Here is a 19,839-nt window from a genome sequence, read left to right on the forward strand (position 1 = left end):
ATCTGAAGTTTTGCGCATCATGGTTTTTTGACAGTCCGTTCAGGATTCCAAATGAAGCTAGCAATGAAACTAAAAACAAGGGTTAGAAAGACAGCAAACAGAGCCACAATTCCTAATGGGATACGATAGATTAAGGTCAATGGGTTGCGCTTTTTTTTTGACGTACGGAAACTGTCATTTTCAGCGTCAAGGCGATCAAATTCTGCTTGAATGCGACGTGCTACTTCAGCGATTCCTTCATCATTCATACGACGAATATCCGAAACATCGATAGGATTTCCGAAGTTCATATCCACTCGTTCACCATTTAAAAGACCGCCAGGGGTCATTGGACCAGCATAGGCAGCTGGCATGATTTTAGCTTTAGCCATCTTAGCAATGACAGCAACACCACCCTTAACGTCTTGCGAATGGCGACTGCCACTTGGAAACATAACCAGCGAACGGTCAGCCTTTTTGAGCATGTTAACAGGATACTTGATTGCTTCTTGACCTGGATTGTCACGGTCAATTGGAAAAGCACCACACATGCGAATCCACCAACCAAAGATACGATTGGTAAACAGTTCTTTCTTAGCCATAAAGATAAACTCTTTGGGACGTGCTGCAAACGCCATGTAAACCGGATCCCAGAAAGTTCTGTGAGGTGCTACTAAGATATAATTGTCATCAGCGGGTAAAATTTTCTCTTCATTGTGGTAGTGAGCATTGCCATTAAAAACCCATAGCAAAAAAACCACTAAACCACGTAAATAGGCATAAAACATGTTACTTCCTCCATACACAGTCTTACTATTATAACATGTTATGGATTTTTGGAAAATAGCCGAACTGTAAGAAAATATCATGCTGTTCTCACTTGACTATTGAAAGCCTTTTCTATATGATGACAGTAAGTAGGAAATCACTAAAGGAGGAAGTTTTATGAATCAATTCGAAGCGTTTAAAGCAACTCTCTCAGAAGATAGTCTCAGAGCTATTTACGATGAAACAAAACTTGAAGTTGCTGGTGATAACTTAGAAGGCACAGAGAGCTTTTCAGCAGCCTTAGCCACCCACATGGCAATCAATCTTGTTGAAAAGTACCATGAATGGCTCAATAGTAAGCCCTAAACTTAGGTCAGCGGACCTAAGTTTTTTTATTACTCTTGATTTACACGTGTATTAGGAATGATTACTTCTGCCAAAAGACGATTCTCCTCGCGAATGCGAAGCATCAAAGCAATAACATAGAATGGAAGAATAATCATTGCTGATATCCATGCATGCCCCAAAAGGCAGATACCAATTAACTCCGGCATAATATTCAAATAATAATTAGGATGTTTGACGGTCTTAAATAACCAATGATCTACAAACTGATGGTCATTAACCAACATCAATTTAATCGTCCAAATATCCCCTAACAAACTTGTGACTACTTTCAAGATAACAACTGAAAAAATCATCAATGCTAAGCCTAATAAGGATAGCGCATCAAAGGCGGGTTGGCGAAGATAGATTTCAATAGCTACAGCTAGGTAAAAGCTAATATGCAAAATGGTAATTGCCTTAGAAACTTTCTCCCCGTATTCTCGACCACCGTTTGCTAGAATCGCTTTTTCGTTTCGAATAGATAAACGTAAAAAGAGCAAACGAATCACAAACATTAAGCATAGAAATAAATATATTAAAGACATAGACTCTCCTTTTGAGCAAATATATGGAAAATTTTAGTGGAAATTAGTTTAACTGTCAAGGTAAATTTTGCCCTTAGAATCTGACAACTTCCCATTTAGAATCTTTTAGGTATACTCCAAACCAATTTATCAAAGAAAGTAGGACTTTAACTTTTCTGAATTCCACATCTTTTTTTAAAAATTTTAATCATAACATAATAAGGATGAAAAACAACTATCAAGTACAGTCAGCCTAATTTTTGCTATAATAAGGTCATGTCTCAAATTCTACTAAAAGAGGGAGAGCGCATCGATCAGCTCTTCTCAACAGATGTTAAAATCATTCAGAATAAGGCTGTTTTCAGCTATTCCATTGACAGCGTACTATTATCTCGCTTTCCAAAAATTCCATCAAAAGGGCTTATTGTAGACCTCTGTTCAGGAAATGGTGCTGTCGGTCTTTTTGCTAGCACAAGAACTAAAGCTCCAATTACCTTGGTTGAACTCCAAGAACGGCTGGCTGATATGGCAGAACGCTCCATCCAGCTCAATCAACTAACAGAGCAAGTGACAATGGTTCAAGATGACCTCAAAAACCTCCTAGAACACGTGCCTCGCTCTCAGGTTGATCTTATCCTCTGCAATCCGCCTTATTTCAAATCAACCGAAACATCCAAGAAGAATCTCTCGAAGCACTACCTTCTAGCACGACATGAGATTACGACCAATTTGGAAGAAATTTGCCAGGTTTCAAGACATGCTCTTAAGTCTAATGGTCGGTTAGCCATGGTGCATCGCCCCGATCGTTTTTTGGACATCCTTGATACCCTAAGACGTTATAACTTAGCGCCCAAGCGTGTTCAGTTTGTCTATCCTAAAATGGGAAAAGATGCTAATATGCTCTTGATTGAAGCCATCAAAGATGGCTCTACCGATGGTTTGAAAATCCTACCACCACTCTTTGTTCACAAAGATAATGGCGATTATACTGACGACATTTTTGAGATTTACTTCGGCAAAAAAGGACAGAGCCATGACTGAAACAAAAGCCTACATGTACGTCTTAGAATGTGCCGACAAGACCCTCTATACTGGCTATACGACAGATATTGAACGACGCCTAAAAACCCATAATGCTGGCAAAGGCGCCAAATATACCAGAGCTCGCTTACCCGTAAAACTACTCTATCAAGAAAGCTTCACCAGTAAACAAGAGGCACAAAGCGCCGAAGCCCATTTCAAACAAAAAACACGACGGCAGAAATTAGAATATATAAAAAAAAATAAGATGTGAGGTCATGATGACTATATCTGCCGCCATCTTATTTTTTAATAAAAAGACAAATCAAAACCAGCAATCCTCTCTCCTTGATTGCTGGTTTTATACGATTTGTAGATGTTACTTTGAGTTTTCCTACTTATTTATCTCTCACCTTTGTTGCGAATAACAAATCCTGTTTTCTTTTCGCTTGAGGTATTTTTGTGTGATTTTTTATTATCTTGGCGACGGTTATCTTTTTTGAACTTATCGTCACGACGTTTGAAATCACGACGTCCGCCACGACGACGGTCATTATCACGACCACCACGGTTGCGATCACGATTACCTCGTGCGCCTTTGCCTTTACCACCACCTGATGGTTTGAATGGTAATGGTTTTTCACGCGCAATTTCAACAGCTGGCATGCTTTCTGGATCTTGAACCGTTAGACTCAAGACATAGAGCGCCAATTCTTCAGGAGTGAATTCCTGCGCCAATTGGATAGCATCACCTTTGAATTTTTCAAAGTTTGCTCGGATAGATTCATCCTTAAAATCACGTTCAATTTTCTTAAGGGCTACTTTTTTCTTAGCTTGGAAGGCTTCTTCTGCTGTTGCAGGTTTTAGCCCCTTCATAGCTTTTTTAGTCAATTTTTCAATCATTGACAAGTAACCCATCTCATTTGGTGAAACAAATGTGATTGACTCACCTGATTTTCCAGCACGGCCTGTACGACCAATACGGTGGACATAGCTTTCTGGATCCTGTGGAATATCATAATTGTAAACATGTGTAACACCAGAAATGTCCAAACCACGTGCTGCTACATCTGTCGCAACAAGAATATCAATTTGGTCATTTTTGAAATCACGGATAACACGAAGACGTTTATTTTGATCCAAATCACCATGGATACCCTCTGCACGGAAACCACGAAGTTTCAAACCACGTGTCAGTTCATCAACACGGCGTTTTGTACGACCAAAGACAATTGATAACTCCGGTTGATCAACGTCCATAAGACGAGTCATCGTATCAAATTTTTCATGCTCTTTAACACGAACATAGTATTGGTCAACGTTTACATTGGTTAATTCTTTAGCTTCAATCCTAACATGCTCAGGTTCTCTCATGAACTTAACCCCAATACGTTTGATAGCATCAGGCATTGTCGCTGAGAAAAGAAGGGTTTGGCGATTTTCTGGAACGCGACTGATAATGGCTTCGATGTCTTCCAAGAAGCCCATATTAAGCATTTCATCAGCTTCGTCAAGGATCAAGGTTTCGACATTATCCAACTTCAATGCTTTACGTTTAATCAAATCAAGCAAACGCCCCGGAGTACCGACCACAACATGGGCACCTGATTTTAGAGCTTTGATTTGTTTTTCAATGGATGATCCACCGTATACTGAGCGAACTTTCACACCTTTATCACGTCCAAAACGGAAAAGTTCTTCTTGTGATTGAACGGCTAACTCACGTGTTGGCGCAATGACAAGAGCTTGAATGACATTTCTATCAGTCGAAATTTTATTAAGTGTGGGCAAACCAAAAGCAGCGGTTTTACCTGTACCAGTTTGAGCTTGACCAATCACGTCTTTTCCTTCAAGTGCAAGTGGAATCGTCAACTCTTGGATAGGTGATGCTTTTTCAAAACCAGCGGTTACAACGGCTGCTTGGATATTTTCACTAAGGTTTAATTCTGTAAATTTCAAATGTTTCTCTTTTCTAAAAGTGGTACGAAGCCACTCTATTAGGCTGGTGCAGATAATTGGCTCACTAAAAGCCAGTTCAAATCCTTATTTAATGATAAAAATTTGGCAAATCAAAGTTTTGTAACTTTTCTAGCCAACACATCTGCTAGTAATTATGACAACTTATCTAGTGTAACACAATCTGTTTCAAATTGATAGAAATTCTTTTCATAAAGATTATAAATACGTTTTCATAGAGGACTTTATTCTCTTTAAAAATCCTTTTTCAGATACTGAACTGGACTATAAAACTAAATGCTGTACGACATAGGCAAATAATCTAAAAAGAATGATTACTAAAACAATATAATTTAAGATAAATAAGCACCGCTTTAACTGTGATAAGGTTTTAAATGGAACATTGGCTACAACTACCAAGCCGGTAAGGGCTGCTAAGAGGCTTAACCATTGGCAAATATAAATGAAGTTTAAACTATTAGCAAGCATCAAAAATAGAACTGACCATAAAAATAATAATTTAATCTTCTTCAATGATCGACAAGACTTGGTCGTGTGTGGCATCAGTGCGAAACATCCAATTATCGCAAGCAAATATAAGATTTTTAAAAATAGCATTTCTAATGCTGGCCTCTCTCTTTATTTGTAAAATCATCTCATCTCCAATCGCATGTCTAATAGAAATGTCAACTGTTAATTCGACTTTTTTCACTGACATCGTCTAGTATAACATCTTTTCATTCCCTTTTTCAACATCTTTTTGAAATATTTGTAACAATAATGAAATATAATATTCTAAAAACTCTCTATTTTTTCGAAACTATAGCCAAATGAATTAACTTTCAGAACAAGAAACAAAAAAGACGCAAACAGTGCTTAATACTCTTCGAGAATCAAAAAGAGACCTTGTTGACTTGATACGATGAGCTTCAGTTCTATCTGCTATCTGTGTCGCCTAATCTGCTTTTGATTCTCATTGAATATGACTACAACAAGTCGAAAGTGACCATGTAGCAAAAATAATTCAAAAGACTATAAAAGAAAGTTGATACGACTCAGAATGTAGATAACTTTCTGAAAAAGTGCTATTTGGGGAAAGCTTCCAGGGATACAGATAATCATTAAACTTTTAGAACTACTGTTATGTCAACGTTTTGAAGAGTTTTTTTGACTGCAAAGAAAAAAGATTGAAGAAAAGTGTCCAAGATGGACTTCTTCTTCAATCTAAAGGAAGTAAAAAGGAACTCTAATAAAAAATATAGACCTCACTCCTTGGTTTCTAGGTTCAAGCTAAAACAATCCGTTGAATCATTTACTCCCACCGCACAGCTGGTGATACTAACTTTGGAACTTAAAAAGCAAACCTCATGACAAGAAGCCGCTACTGTGCCAATTTGATTTTACTAGAATAAGTTGGAGAGGATGGGCTTGAACCTAGCCTCTTCAACTTATTTCAAGACGGCTGCTGCCAAGGCTTGTTGAATCTGAACGACATTTTTATCACTCTTAAACTGCAATACCTCTGCTGGTTCCAGTGCAGATGAAATCCAAATCTTTAACTCCGCATCCAAATCAAAATGTCCAGATGTTTCAACGCTAAATCGCGAAATGGAACGATAAGGAATTGATTTATAGGAAGTTTTCTTTCCAGTCATTCCTTGTTTATCCACTAAAATAAGACGCTTTTCAGTAAATACAACTAAATCACGAATCAAAGCAAATGCTAATTCCACTTGTTCTCCTGAAACAAGCACATCCCGCAATTGCTCCTCAACCTTGTCATTATCTTTTTGCGATGCATTTCCTAAAAGACCAGAAAATAAACCCATCATCTTTCCTCGCTTTATCTTTATTTCTACCATTGTATCAAAAATAAAAACAAGATTCTGACTTTTACTGTCAAAAAATACCTGACTAAGCCAGGTATTGGGAGGTGATGAAAAAATATTATTTATAGTTTTTTGAATAAGGTTCGATAAATAATGGGACTTTAAAAAAGACTAAGTGAGTTACCAAAAATACTAACCTTTACAAATGATTTACTGTGTATTTTTCACTAGCTAGGATAATAAACAAATCTTATCACAGTAGGCCTTAACCAATCCAACCATCACTTTCTATCACTTGAATTCTTGGGAAGTCATAACAAAACAAAGACGTCACAATCATCTTCCTTGATTGCTAATCTCGTCTTTCGCTACATCTTCTCTTCTAGCGCTACTTCTGGGTATTTGTCTGCGAACCAACGAAGAGCAAAGTCGTTTTCAAATAAGAAGACTGGCTGGTCATAGCGGTCTTTGGCTAGGATGTTTCGACTTGAACTCATGCGTTCATCAAGGTCTTCTGGTTTAATCCAACGAACCGTCTTTTTACCCATTGGAGTCATAACGACTTCTGCATTGTATTCACCCTCCATGCGGTGCTTGAAGACTTCAAATTGCAATTGTCCAACAGCACCAAGCATGTATTCTCCTGTCTGGTAATTTTTGTAAAGTTGGATAGCTCCTTCTTGTACCAGCTGCTCAATTCCCTTATGGAAAGATTTTTGTTTCATGACGTTTTTAGCTGCAACCTTCATGAAAATCTCTGGCGTAAAGGTTGGCAATGGTTCAAATTCAAATTTATTTTTACCAACTGTTAGAGTGTCTCCAACTTGGTAAGTCCCCGTATCATAGACACCGATAATATCGCCAGCAACGGCATTTTCAACATTTTCACGAGATTCTGCCATAAATTGCGTGACATTGGAAAGTTTAGCGCCTTTTCCTGTACGTGGAAGATTAACACCCATTCCGCGCTCAAATTCACCTGAAACAATACGTACAAAGGCGATACGGTCACGGTGGCGAGGGTCCATATTTGCCTGAATTTTAAAAACAAAACCAGAAAAATCCTTGTCCAGCGGATCAATCAGCTTATCTTCAGTTGTCTTGTGACCATGTGGTTCTGGCGCAAATTCCAAGAAAGTATCAAGGAAAGTTTGTACACCAAAATTAGTAAGGGCTGAGCCGAAAAACACTGGCGTCAAATCACCATCAAGGATTGCTTCTTGAGAAAATTCATTACCAGCCTCACTTAACAGTTCAATATCTTCTTTTGCTTGCTCATAGAAAGGATTATTTGCAAAGAGAGTATCGCCATCAGCAATTTCTGCAAAACGTTCATCACCTTTGTAAAGTTCCAAGCGTTGATTGTGAATATCGTAAAGTCCTTCAAAAGCTCGACCCATACCGATTGGCCAGTTCATCGGATAGGAGGCGATTCCCAAGACTTCTTCTAACTCTTCTAGAAGGTCCAGCGGTTCACGACCATCTCGGTCTAATTTATTGATAAAAGTAAAAACTGGAATGTTACGGTGCTTAACAACTTCAAAAAGTTTTTTGGTTTGAGCCTCGATACCTTTGGCAGAGTCTACCACCATGACAGCAGCGTCCACAGCCATAAGGGTACGATAAGTATCCTCTGAGAAATCCTCGTGACCAGGCGTGTCCAAGATATTGACGCGTTTACCTGCGTAGTCAAATTGCATGACAGATGACGTTACAGAGATACCGCGTTGTTTCTCGATGTCCATCCAGTCAGATTTAGCAAAGTTACCTGTTTTCTTTCCTTTGACGGTACCAGCTTCACGAAGCTCACCACCGAAATAGAGTAATTGTTCTGTAATTGTCGTTTTACCAGCATCCGGGTGAGAGATGATGGCAAAGGTACGACGGCGTTTAATTTCGTCTTGAATTGACATAGTTATCCTTTTCTAGTCTGTTAAATAATTATTTTATACTCAATGAAAATCAAAAATAGACTGAGCGACACAGATAGCAGATAGAACTGTCTTCATCAAATCAAGGCAACAACGTCTGCTTTTGCTTTTCGAAGAGTATTAGATTACTGTTTTTAATTGATTTACTTGCTTTAGGCGCAACATAAAAAGAGCTGCACTATCTGCAACTCCTTTATTATAGCTAAATAAGGATAGTCTAGCAAGTCAGACTCTCACTGTCAGACGCTCAATTTCTCTTGACATGATTCCTTGAATCAGTGTCATTAAAATCGAAATGACCAGACTAACGATTAAAAGATTAAACATGCCATTCTTACTTGCTAAAATCGGTGTCTCACGTAAAAATCCATAGTTGGCTTGAAAGATTAGATCAACCACACCAATAACGACATTCATCAAAAATGTCATTTGAAGAATGTTTTTAAACGAAAGTTGAATACTAGCTTCATTTTGATACAGATAAGTTAGACAGTTAATTAGCAAAGCCATATGCCCAATAACATAAGACAAAATGGTCAGATGAGGGAATGGATAGGGATCAAAAACAGGGTAGCAAAGGGCACAGATAGCTCCTGCTATTCCGAGATAGGCAAAATAAGTCTTAAGTCTTCCCTTCGGTAGAAAAAGAATGGCTAGCGTAGCCATTCTACAATGGTAAAAAGGGAGGCATTCTACCACATCAAAATGAGCAAAGAGGTACCAAGAATACAAAGAAATGATTTGAAGGTATTGTATCTTCTTCCAAAAAGTCTGATAGCCAGACATGCTACAGCAAATCCGAGTCATTCCAATAGAAAGAATCACTAACGTCACAAGAAAGCTACATACCACAGGCGTAACCCTAGGCGCATGACTAGCCGTACCAGTTATCATCGATTGAATTGTAAACATAATTACCTACCTAGTTTGTTTCTAGACTTGCCACAATATTAGCCAATTTCATCGAATTGCTACCCTTGAGTAAAATTTGATCATTTTTCTCTAAATTGTCAAGGATAGCTTCAGATAATGCTTCAAAGTCATCCTTATCAGCAGATTTCTCAAAGAAGAACACTTGATTCTCTGGAAATTTTTCTATAGCTAAGTCTGATAGAGACCTAATATCATCTCCATAGAAGAAAAGCATGTCGAGACTTTCAGGAGATAGGCTCTCAATAACACTTTCATGAAGAGCAATTGAAGCATCACCAAGCTCTTTCATATCAGCAAGAACAGCAAGTTTTCTCCCACCCTCATTTTTAGGGATGCTTGAGAAAGTTTCTAAAATCAGTTTCATTGCTGTTGGATTGGCGTTGTAGACATCTGATAGAATATCAGCACCATTTGCAGCTTTTTTCCACTCAGTACGATTTTTAGTGAGTTCTAAGTTTCGGAATGCTTGATAGATATCTTGATCTGTGACCATCAATAATTTAGCCACATAGGCTGCCACCATAGCATTTGTGGCATTGTATTTTCCGGTAATTGGTAGAAACACTGACTCCTCTAGGAAGTTGGTTTTAAAACTCAAAGATTCTTTTGCTTCTTGAAGTTCTGTGATAAAAATGTCTTCATCCGCTCCAAAACGAATGGTTGTCTGGTTTTCAGGGAGGTAAGGATTGATGATGACATCCGCTGGGGCAATCAAAATACCATCGCTGTCAATGCCATCAGTGATTTGCATCTTACCTTCTGCAATCTTGTCACGACTGCCAAAAAACTCCAGATGGGCTTCTGCTACCAAGGTTACAACTCCAATATGTGGTCTGGCTATTTCTGATAACAATTTAATGTCACCCAAATGATCCTGTCCCATTTCCAAAACAAGCTTTTCTGTATTGTCTGGCATGTGAAGGACAGTATAAGGCAGTCCAATCTCGTTATTGTAATTCCCTTGTGTTTTATAAGTATTATAAGTTGTTGCAAGAAGTTGGGCAATCATATCCTTAGTCGTTGTTTTACCATTTGAACCCGTTACCGCAATGACATCAACCCGACTACGCTCAATATAATAACTGGCTAGCGTTTGAAAGGCTGTTAGACAATCATCAACCAAGATATAAGGGTGACCTTCAACCACTTTTTCTGAAAAAGTGGCTAGGGCACCATTTTCAAAGGCTATCTCAATAAAGTCATGACCATCACGCGCACCTTTTAGAGGAAGAAAGAGATCCCCTACTGTAATTTTCCGCGAATCAAATTCAATCTGACTCAGGTCCACATCTTCAAATTCTGTAATATCATTTTTTGCGCCGACAACTTTGGCGACTTCATGTAATCGCAATTTCATCTTACAACCCTTCTTGTTGTTCAGTAATGTTTCCATTATATCATAATTTTTAAAAGAACTTTTAATGAGAAAAAGTCCCACTTGTCCAACTTATTTCATAAACTTTGTCACATCTTGCTATTTTGAAGACTTATGATATGATATATAAGATTATTCTTATAATCAACTGTGTAAACGATTTGCGTCATGTGTCTGTAAATGAGATGACATCACATACCAAATCGTGCGATTAATCATTGCAGCTGCTGTTAGCTATGTTCAACGTTCTCATAAAAAGAGACCTGAATAGGCATTAACAGCCCTACTATTTTTTCAAGGATCTTTTATCATGAAAACTTTATTCACTTTTCCAAAGCTAAGCGTGCGTCGCTTAGCAACTATCGGCATTTTGCTTGCTCTGAACTACTTGGTTGGACGGTTTTCCATCACTATTATCCCGAAACAACTAGTAATTAGTTTCACCTTTATCTTCGAAAGCATTATTGGTAGTATTACTGGTCCTCTACTAGGATTTTTAACTTTGGGGCTTTTTGATATTATCGATACCCTCTTTTCTGAGAAAGCTGGCATGTTCCTCATTGGTTGGACCATTATGGAAGCCATTATGGGATTCCTCTACGGAGCCTTCTTTTACGGCAAGTCGTTTACCTGGTCGTCTAAGAAAGACTGGCTTTATGTCTCCTTAGCTATGACTGTCATCACAATCTTAGGGAGTTTCATTATGACCCCTTGGTTGATTCAACACTATTACCATGTTCCTATTGTGGCACAATTCGTCGCAGGACGTTGGATCAAAATCTTTGAAATCCCCATTCGTATCTTGGTGACTATGGCAATCTTGCCCCAGTTAACCCGTATACCAGAATACCGCAAACTCTTAAATCCAAAAAATTAGTAAGCTATCAAGCCCTCAGCCTAGGCTGAAAAAAGTTACACTTAGAAAACAAGTTGAAGACAACATCCATTTTGGTCAATTTTCTTCAACTTGTTTTATTTTTTGGGGTAAAGAAAAACTCTCAAAAAGCTTACTAATCCTTTTCGAAAATCAATTTCAGACCTTGTTGACCTGATTTGATGAAGACAGTTCTATCAACATCGGCGTCGCCTTTTCTGATTTTGATTTGAATTGAATATAAAGTAACACTTCTAAGAGTTCGTTTTATTTATAGTCTTTTGAATTAACTTTGAGACATGATCACTTTCGACTCACCCTACTCAAGTACTGTTTCGCGTCTTTTTCTGTTCCTTGTCTGAACGCTAATTCTTTGACGACACAATCAGGTCTTACATTTTCAAATTCTCTATCATTTTAGAGAGTTTGCCTACATTTAGAAGTTTCCTGTTGGAAACTTTTTCTTATTGTAGATGACTTTCGCGTTTATCATACATCTCTTTAGCCAGACTTACCAATTCTTCAATCAAATCAGAATAAGCCAAGCCCATGTTCTCCCATAACAATGGGTACATTGACCACTGGGTAAAGCCAGGCATAGTGTTAAGTTCGTTTAAGAAAATATCACCAGACTCTGTATAGAAGAAATCACAGCGTGATAAACCGCAACCACCAATAGCTTTAAATGCCTTTGATGCATAGGCACGCATTTGATCCTTCACTTCTACAGGTATAGACGCTGGAATAGCCATGGTAATTTTGTTATCAATATATTTAGCCTTGTAATCATAAAAAGCTACATCTTTGACTACTTCACCAGGCTCAGTTGTTTTGACATCTGTATTTCCCAAGAGACCAACTTCAATCTCACGCGCATTGACCCCTTGTTCAATCAAGATACGGCTGTCAAACTTGAGGGCTTCAGCAATAGCCTCGCGAAGTTCCACTTCATCTTCGGCTTTAGAAATCCCAACAGATGACCCCATATTAGCTGGTTTAACAAAGATGGGGAATGTCAATTTTGCCATGCTTTCAGCAACAGCTTTTTCCAAATCATCACCTTCGATATAAACCGTGTAGGCAACTTGAGGAACACCTGCATGTTCGAGAACTTGTTTTGTTGTGATTTTATCCATAGCAACACTTGAAGAAAGAACATTTGTGCCAACGTATGGCATTCCCAGAACTTCTAGGAAACCCTGCATAGAACCATCTTCTCCCATAGGACCATGAAGCACTGGGAAAACAACTGCATTGTCTTCGTAGATGTCTGAAGGTTTGATTTTTTGTTCCAAGTTGATCGTCTGGTTAGTCATCAAACTTTCATTCTCATCAGGCTGGCTAGTGAACTCTTGCGTTTTAATGAATTCACCCTTTTGAGAGATAAAGTATGTCTTAACTTGAAATTTATCATAATTTACAGCCCGCATTACACTCTGAGCAGACAATACAGAAACTTCACGCTCAGCCGAACGGCCACCATAAAGCAATACTAGTGTTTGTTTAACCATAATTACTCTTTTCTATCATTAGTTTAAATATAGTCTTTTGAATTAACTTTGAGACATGGTCACTTTCGACTTGCCCTACTCAAGTGCTGTCCGCATCTCAACTCCTTATCTGAAAGCTAATTCATTTAACTATAATATGAGAATCCGAAAACATGATACTTGGATGAACTAACGCTCCTTATTTCAGTAACGTCTCAATCCTTTTTATCATATCATAATTCGAATAAAAGACAAAGTTAAGCATAAGCATTTTTGAATTCTTTGCAGAGAAAAAAGATTCCAAATGCTCTTTGGAATCTTATCATTTTAAAGTTCTGTTCGGTTTTCAATCGCTCGTAGCAAGGTTACCTCATCCGCATATTCAATATCTGAACCGACAGCTAAACCACGTGCCAAACGAGTGACTTTAATCCCTGCTGGTTTCAGCACACGAGAGATATACATCGAAGTTGCTTCTCCATCTGCTGTGGCATTTGTCGCAATGATAACTTCATTAATATCACCATCCATCAGGCGAGTAATAAGCGGCTTTAGATTGATGTCATCAGGACCAATGCCATTCATAGGAGAAATCAAGCCATGTAAAACATGGTAAAGTCCGTGATATTCTTGGATTTTCTCCATGGCTGAAACGTCCTTAGACTCTTCAACCACGAGAAGTACTGAACGATCACGGCTTTCATCCGTACAAATATTACAAGGATCGTCGTCTGTCAAATTCCCACAAACACAACAGTAGGTTAACTCACGTTTTGCCGCTAATAAATTTTTAGCGAATTCATTAACATCTTCATCAGACATCCCGATAGTGTAAAAGGCTAGACGGGTTGCTGTTTTGATACCAATACCTGGTAACTTTGAAAAGCTATCTATCAATTTAGCTATTGGTGTTGGGTATAACACGTTGTTCTCCTTCTATCAAAATTATTGAGCAAAGCTTGAGACATAGAGATCAATGATGTCACGCGCAATGTATTGATGGGCTTTTGAAAGGTAATTAGAAGAGTTAGGATACATGACGCCCACGGCAATTTGGTTGTTTTGATCATAAGCCACAACATTGAGGTTAACAGTGCTAACCGTCTGACCTCTTGTATCTTTTGTAAAGGTTTCTGCAGTACCCGTTTTACCGCTAATAACTGTATTTCTGCCCCTCATATCAGAACCAGTCGCAAGACTACTGTTACTATTAACAACATCGTAGAAACCTTGGCGAATAATTCCCATCTGATCCGGGGTGATATTGACCTTGTTTAAAGATTTGACATCTGTTGACTTGGTCAAGTCCCCCAAACTACCATCAGGTTTATCTCCATAAATCCCTTCCACTAAATGTGCAGACATGCGATTACCATTATTAGAAACCGTTGCTGCATACTGGGCTAATTGCAAGGTATTATAGTTATCAAACTGACCGAATGATTCTGTTAAGGTGTTTGATACCGTGAAACCTTTTGGGACAAATCCTTCTGTTACATTTGGAAGGTCGATACCAGTTGATGTCCCCATACCGTATTCTGCGTATGTGTTACGCAATTTTTCCATAGTTTCCTTATAGCCTGCCTCCGTCAAGGGCATGTTGTAGCTATAATTTTGCCCCATCATTCGAAGAGCTAATTGAACCATGTAAGTATTGGATGAATATTCCAAAGCCTGCGTCGCTGAGATTGGCATAGAACCATTCGTAAACCAAGACTTGATGCTAGTGCTGTCACCTGCAAAAACAATCGGCATGTCCATCATGATTTCATTGCCAGACAGAACACCATTTTGCCAACCAGATGTCAAAGTGGCTCCCTTGACCACAGAACCGGGTGTGAAGACCTCGTTGATAGTTCCCAAGACATCTTCTTCTGTTTTCCCACTACCTTTGTCATGAGAGAGACCTGCCATTGATAGAATTGCTCCTGTTTTAGGGTTCATGGCAACGGCATAAATACCATCTGAATAAACCGCATTTCCTGAACCGATTTCCGATTGATAATAGCGACGAAGAATGTCTTCAACACCAGCTTGGAAATCCGAGTCAATCGTTAATTTCAGATTTTCACCCTTGCTTCCTTCGGATGTTGTCTGCTCGTCGATGACTTTACCATTCTTATTAACAGTAATTGTCTTAGATTGATGTTTACCTTGCAGTACAGATTCGTATTGTTTTTCAAGATAAGATGTTCCGACACGATCATTCATCGAATAACCCTTTTTTAAGTATTCTTCAGCGTCTTCTTGTGGGAGACCTGTTTTCTCACTAGAAATACGTCCCAGAAGCGGCGCTAAAGAACTAGAGCTATCCTCTCTGTCCCAACCATCTGACACTGTCACACCAAGCAATTCAGAAGCATGGTCAGTGACTTGTTTGATTTGTTCCTCTGTTAAATCTTCAACAATCAATCGACTTGTGTCAAATGTAGCTGTTCCATTCATCTGACTAAAAATAGCTACTTTTTTCAAGGTTTCTTCATCAAAAGCAATTGCCTCCTCTGGAACTGCTGCGACTGCATTCGCGTATATTTCCGTTGATGATAAACTATTATTAAATTTATCGTACTTCTGTTTATGAGGAAGTTTATCAACCACCTTGTCAAAATTAATATCGCTAGCCAAGTAATAATCAATCTTATCACGCTCAGAAACCTTAGTCTCAGTAAAGGTTACAATTTCAGCTAGTTTCTGAGTAATGTCTTTTAAATCTTCAGCAGTCATCGTATTACTACGCGTAAAGGTTAAGACTTTTTTTGACGTGTTTTTAACCAGAGGTTTACCCTTAGCATCATATATTTGACCACGTTCCGTTGATGTTGAAACAGTATAGGTCGTCGTAGCTTTTAACTTTTGAAGGTAAAAATCGCCGTTAATCAGTTGCATATTAGCTAAACGAATAATTAAAATGGTAAAAAGCATTACAACTGTCAAAAAAATCAAATAAAGTCTCCTTGCAATCAAAGGAAAGTTTCGATAACTAGATAATAGACTGTTTAATAATTGCTTCAATTTTCTTCTCCATAGCTGACAGTTACCTCTTATTCTATCACAAATATGTTCTGATAACGATAATGCAGATGCAATAAACCAAAAGATTTTTTATAAAAAAGAACCAGCTCAAGCCAGTCCTTTTAACTATTTTCACGGAAAATCATCCTTAGATGAACCCGGTCCTCATATATAGCAACATATAGCCGAGTGCCATCAAAAGGTTTTCTGATGAAAGTTCCAAGAATAGAAATTATTCACCGCCAAGGTAGTATTCTGCAGTAACGTTTAATTTTTCGTCAAATTCAAATACAAGTGGTGGGAAGTTAGGAATTTCAACGTCCATGATTTCATCATCGTTCAATTGTTTGATGTGTTTCACAAGGGCACGGATTGAGTTACCGTGTGCACCAATAAAGACGTTTTTGCCTTCTTTAAGAGCTGGAGCAATTTTATCTTCCCAATATGGAAGCGCACGCTCAAGAGTTACTTTCAAGTTTTCAGCATCTGGAATAACTGAATCGTCAAGCAAAGCATAACGACGGTCAGTGTGTGCTGAATGCTCGTCATCTTTTGCCATTTCTGGAGGCAATACATCATATGAACGACGCCAGATGTGAACTTGTTCATCACCGAATTGTTCTGCTGCTTCTGCTTTGTTTTTACCAGTCAATCCACCGTAATGACGTTCGTTTAAACGCCATGATTTTTCAGTTGGTACCCAAAGTTGATCAGCTGCTTCAAGAGCCAAGTTAGTAGTTTTGATGGCACGTTTCAATACTGATGTGAAAGCAAGGTCAAATTCGATACCAGCTTCTTTAATCAATTTACCAGCATCAATTGCTTGTTGTGTTCCTTTTTCTGAAAGATCTACGTCAGCCCAACCAGTGAAAAGGTTAGCTTTGTTCCATTCTGACTCACCGTGGCGAGCGAAAACTAATTTTACCATTAGAGTAACTCCTTTAGATTTTACGGATTAAGATCATCCTTAATCACATATTCTTGGCTAATGCCAATTACTCCTATATTTTACCCAAAAAAGCGCTAAAAAGCTAGCAAAATCACAATTTTCTCCATGATAACGTTTCCTCAATACCGGTGCCGCTTTGATTGTATTTTTGAAAAACACGAACTTTTTATTTTTTTCTTCAAAAAAGACTTGCTCATCTCATTTCTCGGTGATAGAATAGAAAAAATTTGTCTAAAATACGGCGCTATGCCTTTGTTTTTACAGGAGGAAATCATGACTTCAACAGCAACACAAATTGGTAACTTTCATTTTGATAACTGCCTTATGAACGCAGCTGGTGTTCGCTGCATGTCTATCGAGGATTTAGAAGCAATTCGCCATTCCAAAGCCGGTGCCTTTGTGACCAAAACAGCTACCTTGGAAGAGCGTGCTGGAAATCCTTCACCACGTATGGCAAGCACACCATTAGGAACAATCAATTCAATGGGACTACCAAATAAAGGTTTTCCTTATTACTTAGACTATGTCTTATCACTTCAAAAGGAAAATGCTAAGCAATCTAACGTTTTATCTGTCGTTGGCATGTCTCAGCTGGAAACACATGTTATTCTACAAACCATTCAAAACAGTGACTACCAAGGACTTGTTGAACTCAATCTCTCCTGTCCAAATGTTCCAGGCAAACCTCAAATTGCTTATGATTTTGAAACAACGGAAACACTTTTAGCAGAAATTTTTACCTATTACAAAAAACCTCTCGGTGTCAAACTCCCCCCTTATTTTGACATCGTCCATTTCGACCAAATGGCTGATATTTTAAACAAATTCCCACTTACCTTTATCAACAGTGTTAATTCTATCGGAAACGGCTTAGTTATTAATGATGAAACTGTTGTTATCAAACCCAAAAATGGCTTTGGTGGTATCGGTGGGGATTACATCAAGCCAACTGCCTTGGCTAATGTCCATGCCTTTTACCAACGCTTAAAACCATCGATTCAAATCATCGGAACTGGAGGCGTTAAGTCTGGACGAGACGCCTTCGAACACATCCTCTGTGGCGCTAGTATGGTACAGATTGGATCAGCTTTTGGATATGAAGATGTTGCCATTTTCGAGCGAGTTCAAAAAGAATTGCAAGCCATTATGGAAGAAAAAGGCTACAAAACTCTCGAAGATTTCCGCGGTAAATTACACTATCTAGACTAAGCAAAAAAGAGTTGACTTATTCAAGGAGTCAACTCTTTTTTTACTGTTTTGGCTCATTGTCCACTGTAACGAGAATAAATCATTAAGATTCTCTCTTATCAAAGCAAGGAATCCCTTAAAACAAGGAATCATCCTCCGCTTCGTCTTCTTCTTGACGTAATTCGTCTTCGGTTTTTGATGGCACTTCTTCTGCTTCAGCATTGGGATCTGGTTTGAAAATATTGAACACCTTAACTAACGCAATGGCTTTAACAATCGAAAAGACAAGTAGAATGAGGGCAATAATTTGAATAGATGACACGTTTCTCATAACCTCTCTTCTTGTTCTTTTTGACAATTTTCACAAATGCCGTAAATCAGAAATTGGCTCTTGGTAATATGATAACCCGTTTGAGAAGCCACTTCATGAGCAATATCTGGTAGTTCAACTTCCAAATCACTGATTTTTCCACAATTCTCACAAATAACATTAATATGATCATGCCCCTTATAGTCAAAATAAGTGGTTTTGTCATTGGTCACTTTTATCTCCGTTACAAAACCTTCATCAACCAAGACACGGAGATTATTATAAACAGTTGCCAAACTAAGACTGGGGTACTTGAAACTCAAGTCCTTGTAAACCTGTTCAGCACTAGGATGGTGATTTGCAGCAATCATGTAAGCTAGAATCGCTTTTCTAGACTCAGTAATACGACTATGTTTTTTACGAAAATGCGCTAGAACAGCCTGATATTCTACTTCTAGCTCTTCTGTTAAGTCAATCATCACTATCACCTCCTACCTTGTCGTTTTTCTATTATACGTTATTGCTTTTGAAAAAGAAACCTTATCGCTTAATGGTCTCTCTTAAGAAAATGAAATCCAACCAAACTATAGGCAATAATCATCGTAAAAATCAAAAGATGAACAAGCAGTGATTTTAAGTCAACTTTCTTCTCCACAGAGGAAAAATTATTTGTTGTTTCATCAAATAGATTCACATCATTATAATCTTTATTAATGACTTTTTTAGCTGCTGTTGATTTCTGTGATTTTTTATTATTGCTTTGTTCGAACTCGTTTTGATCAGATGGCGCATGATTTCTTTGCTCGGAGAAATAAGTTGAAGCACTAAAATAATCTAAAACGTTTTGAGCAATTTTTACTGACACTTCTAAATTGTTCAAAGTAAAAGTTACAGGAACAGTTGTTACATTGGTCAAGCGACTTTGAGTGTGATTATCATTACCTTTAGAGTTTGGGAGTTTAGTTGCTATTGTCTTTGGAGACGACTTAGCCAAAGGAGTGTCATTTATCGCGTCCACTACTTTTTCTGGACTATCATCTGTCAGAGGCTCATTAGAATTAGAAGGAGCTCCATGAGCACCATCTGGCATGATATTAGAAAGAAGGGAATCGTTACCAAATACTTCTTCATCACTGTCTGATGAGACTTCAGAAGTAGCAACTGGAGGCTGCAGTGACGGATCAGCCTCTTCAGGGGTAGAATCTACAGGAACTTCCGATTCGGGGGAATCTGGAACAGTCTCTGGATGCGATTCAGGTTTAGTATTGGAATCGCTAGCAACTGGCTCATTATCACCATCTGATGAACCTTCAG

Annotated in this window: 20 protein-coding genes; 5 read left to right on the forward strand and 15 right to left on the reverse strand. The window is 38.3% G+C overall.

Features of this window, described 5'->3' with window-relative positions; genetic code table 11:
- Nucleotides 1-17: 17 nt before the first annotated feature.
- Nucleotides 18-767, reverse strand: coding sequence for a lysophospholipid acyltransferase family protein (locus A3IA_RS0110305; RefSeq protein WP_018381246.1), 750 nt, complete (start codon nucleotides 765-767; stop codon nucleotides 18-20).
- A 157-nt stretch (nucleotides 768-924) separates the two neighbouring features.
- Between A3IA_RS0110305 and A3IA_RS0110310 the strand changes: the two genes are divergently transcribed.
- On the forward strand, nucleotides 925-1,113 hold the full coding sequence (locus A3IA_RS0110310) for a hypothetical protein (protein WP_018381247.1): 189 nt from the start codon (nucleotides 925-927) through the stop codon (nucleotides 1,111-1,113).
- Between the two features lie 29 nt (nucleotides 1,114-1,142).
- Here A3IA_RS0110310 and A3IA_RS0110315 read toward each other — a convergent pair whose 3' ends face one another.
- A complete protein-coding gene (locus A3IA_RS0110315; protein ID WP_026217677.1) occupies nucleotides 1,143-1,679 on the reverse strand; it encodes an isoprenylcysteine carboxyl methyltransferase family protein in 537 nt (178 codons plus the stop codon).
- Nucleotides 1,680-1,934: 255 nt separating this feature from the next.
- Between A3IA_RS0110315 and A3IA_RS0110320 the strand changes: the two genes are divergently transcribed.
- A complete protein-coding gene (locus A3IA_RS0110320; protein ID WP_018381249.1) occupies nucleotides 1,935-2,699 on the forward strand; it encodes a tRNA1(Val) (adenine(37)-N6)-methyltransferase in 765 nt (254 codons plus the stop codon).
- On the forward strand, nucleotides 2,692-2,952 hold the full coding sequence (locus A3IA_RS0110325) for a GIY-YIG nuclease family protein (protein ID WP_018381250.1): 261 nt from the start codon (nucleotides 2,692-2,694) through the stop codon (nucleotides 2,950-2,952). Before A3IA_RS0110320 ends, A3IA_RS0110325 begins: the two co-directional genes overlap by 8 nt.
- Before the next feature lie 128 nt (nucleotides 2,953-3,080).
- Here A3IA_RS0110325 and cshA read toward each other — a convergent pair whose 3' ends face one another.
- The 6 genes from cshA to A3IA_RS0110355 all read right to left on the reverse strand — a co-directional run bounded on the left by cshA (nucleotide 3,081) and on the right by A3IA_RS0110355 (nucleotide 10,684).
- Entirely contained in the window at nucleotides 3,081-4,637 is a 1,557-nt protein-coding gene (gene cshA, locus A3IA_RS0110330; protein ID WP_018381251.1) for a degradosome RNA helicase CshA, read from the reverse strand.
- A 517-nt stretch (nucleotides 4,638-5,154) separates the two neighbouring features.
- A complete protein-coding gene (locus A3IA_RS0110335) occupies nucleotides 5,155-5,352 on the reverse strand; it encodes a hypothetical protein (RefSeq protein WP_026217678.1) in 198 nt (65 codons plus the stop codon).
- 730 nt (nucleotides 5,353-6,082) lie between these two features.
- On the reverse strand, nucleotides 6,083-6,463 hold the full coding sequence (locus A3IA_RS0110340; RefSeq protein ID WP_018381253.1) for a PH domain-containing protein: 381 nt from the start codon (nucleotides 6,461-6,463) through the stop codon (nucleotides 6,083-6,085).
- A 368-nt stretch (nucleotides 6,464-6,831) separates the two neighbouring features.
- Entirely contained in the window at nucleotides 6,832-8,376 is a 1,545-nt protein-coding gene (locus A3IA_RS0110345) for a peptide chain release factor 3 (protein WP_018381254.1), read from the reverse strand.
- Nucleotides 8,377-8,619: 243 nt separating this feature from the next.
- A complete protein-coding gene (locus A3IA_RS0110350) occupies nucleotides 8,620-9,306 on the reverse strand; it encodes a YwaF family protein (RefSeq protein ID WP_018381255.1) in 687 nt (228 codons plus the stop codon).
- Between the two features lie 10 nt (nucleotides 9,307-9,316).
- Nucleotides 9,317-10,684 (reverse strand): UDP-N-acetylmuramoyl-tripeptide--D-alanyl-D-alanine ligase, encoded by a 1,368-nt coding sequence (locus tag A3IA_RS0110355; RefSeq protein WP_018381256.1) that lies wholly within the window; start codon nucleotides 10,682-10,684, stop codon nucleotides 9,317-9,319.
- 328 nt (nucleotides 10,685-11,012) lie between these two features.
- Here A3IA_RS0110355 and A3IA_RS0110360 point away from each other — a divergent pair, with 328 nt between their 5' ends.
- Nucleotides 11,013-11,579: a folate family ECF transporter S component gene (locus A3IA_RS0110360; RefSeq protein ID WP_018381257.1), complete on the forward strand. Its 567-nt coding sequence runs from the start codon at nucleotides 11,013-11,015 to the stop codon at nucleotides 11,577-11,579.
- A gap of 461 nt (nucleotides 11,580-12,040) precedes the next feature.
- Here A3IA_RS0110360 and A3IA_RS0110365 read toward each other — a convergent pair whose 3' ends face one another.
- The 4 genes from A3IA_RS0110365 to A3IA_RS0110380 all read right to left on the reverse strand — a co-directional run bounded on the left by A3IA_RS0110365 (nucleotide 12,041) and on the right by A3IA_RS0110380 (nucleotide 17,006).
- On the reverse strand, nucleotides 12,041-13,087 hold the full coding sequence (locus A3IA_RS0110365; RefSeq protein WP_018381258.1) for a D-alanine--D-alanine ligase: 1,047 nt from the start codon (nucleotides 13,085-13,087) through the stop codon (nucleotides 12,041-12,043).
- Nucleotides 13,088-13,393: 306 nt separating this feature from the next.
- Nucleotides 13,394-13,990, reverse strand: a complete 597-nt coding sequence (gene recR / locus A3IA_RS0110370) for a recombination mediator RecR (RefSeq protein WP_018381259.1) — start codon at nucleotides 13,988-13,990, stop codon at nucleotides 13,394-13,396.
- Between the two features lie 21 nt (nucleotides 13,991-14,011).
- Nucleotides 14,012-16,078 (reverse strand): penicillin-binding protein PBP2B, encoded by a 2,067-nt coding sequence (gene pbp2b / locus A3IA_RS0110375; RefSeq protein WP_051072815.1) that lies wholly within the window; start codon nucleotides 16,076-16,078, stop codon nucleotides 14,012-14,014.
- A gap of 232 nt (nucleotides 16,079-16,310) precedes the next feature.
- Complete coding sequence (locus tag A3IA_RS0110380) at nucleotides 16,311-17,006, reverse strand: phosphoglycerate mutase (RefSeq protein WP_018381261.1); 696 nt, start codon at nucleotides 17,004-17,006, stop codon at nucleotides 16,311-16,313.
- A gap of 294 nt (nucleotides 17,007-17,300) precedes the next feature.
- On the opposite strand from A3IA_RS0110380, the gene A3IA_RS0110385 reads away from it, so the two are divergent.
- Nucleotides 17,301-18,236, forward strand: coding sequence for a dihydroorotate oxidase (locus tag A3IA_RS0110385; protein ID WP_018381262.1), 936 nt, complete (start codon nucleotides 17,301-17,303; stop codon nucleotides 18,234-18,236).
- Between the two features lie 115 nt (nucleotides 18,237-18,351).
- Here A3IA_RS0110385 and A3IA_RS0110390 read toward each other — a convergent pair whose 3' ends face one another.
- The 3 genes from A3IA_RS0110390 to A3IA_RS12140 all read right to left on the reverse strand — a co-directional run.
- Nucleotides 18,352-18,537 carry a hypothetical protein gene (locus A3IA_RS0110390; protein WP_156802436.1) on the reverse strand — a complete coding sequence of 62 codons (186 nt, stop codon included), beginning with the start codon at nucleotides 18,535-18,537 and terminating at the stop codon, nucleotides 18,352-18,354.
- A gap of 5 nt (nucleotides 18,538-18,542) precedes the next feature.
- A complete protein-coding gene (locus tag A3IA_RS0110395; RefSeq protein WP_018381264.1) occupies nucleotides 18,543-19,004 on the reverse strand; it encodes a Fur family transcriptional regulator in 462 nt (153 codons plus the stop codon).
- 68 nt (nucleotides 19,005-19,072) lie between these two features.
- On the reverse strand, nucleotides 19,073-19,839 hold a 767-nt coding region (locus tag A3IA_RS12140; protein ID WP_039828175.1), incomplete at its 5' end, for a hypothetical protein.

The organism is Streptococcus thoraltensis DSM 12221, from assembly GCF_000380145.1.
Lineage (GTDB): Bacteria > Bacillota > Bacilli > Lactobacillales > Streptococcaceae > Streptococcus > Streptococcus thoraltensis.